Raw genomic sequence first — 706 nt, 5'->3', positions numbered from 1 at the left:
TGCGCCGACCTCACCACTGAACGGATCGGCCAAGAACCGCTCCGCCGTCAGTTCGGGCCGGTTCAGATAGCCACGCGCGACCCCCGCCCCGCCAATGTAGAGCTCTCCCACCGCTCCCAACGGAACGGGCGCGCCATGGCCATCGAGCAGATACACACGCGTGTTCGCAATCGGACGGCCGATATGCGGCACTGCGTTTTCGATGGAGAGCCGTCCCGAGGTCGCCACGACCGTAGCTTCAGTAGGGCCATAGTTGTTTATCAGCTTTAAAGGCGGTGTTAGAGACGCGGGCATACGGTGGAGACGATCACCGCCAACAAGCAAGTACTCCAATGTGGGATTTACCAGCTTGTCTTCCAACGCGATTGTGGCCAGCGGCGTGATCAGAAAGGCGACTTCGAGCGATTGATCACGCCACCATTCTAGCAGGCGGAGCGAATCTCCCGCTGCCGCTCTGGGAGGTAGAAGCAATGTGCTGCCGTTGTATAACGCAGTCCATAGCTCCCAAGTGCTGGCATCGAATGCTAGTCCGGCAGTGAGTGCGCAACAGGTTTCTGGTTGAAGACAAAACGTTTGCACATGCCAAGCTATCAGATTGACTAATCCCCGATGCTCGATCATGACTCCCTTTGGGGTGCCGGTAGATCCCGAGGTGTAGATCACATAGGCGAGATGGCGCGAGGTCAGGCCAAGCGCGCGCGGGTCG

General features: G+C 58.8%; 1 protein-coding gene. It reads right to left on the bottom strand.

Annotated elements, in window-relative coordinates; translation table 11 throughout:
* A partial coding sequence (locus tag IVB50_RS42850) for an AMP-binding protein (protein ID WP_247295742.1) occupies window positions 1-706 on the bottom strand: 706 nt, incomplete at both ends.

The sequence above is a fragment of the Bradyrhizobium sp. 87 genome, from assembly GCF_023073015.1.
GTDB classification, from domain to species: Bacteria; Pseudomonadota; Alphaproteobacteria; order Rhizobiales; family Xanthobacteraceae; genus Bradyrhizobium; species Bradyrhizobium canariense_D.
This window is presented reverse-complemented; position numbering and strand designations above follow the sequence as displayed.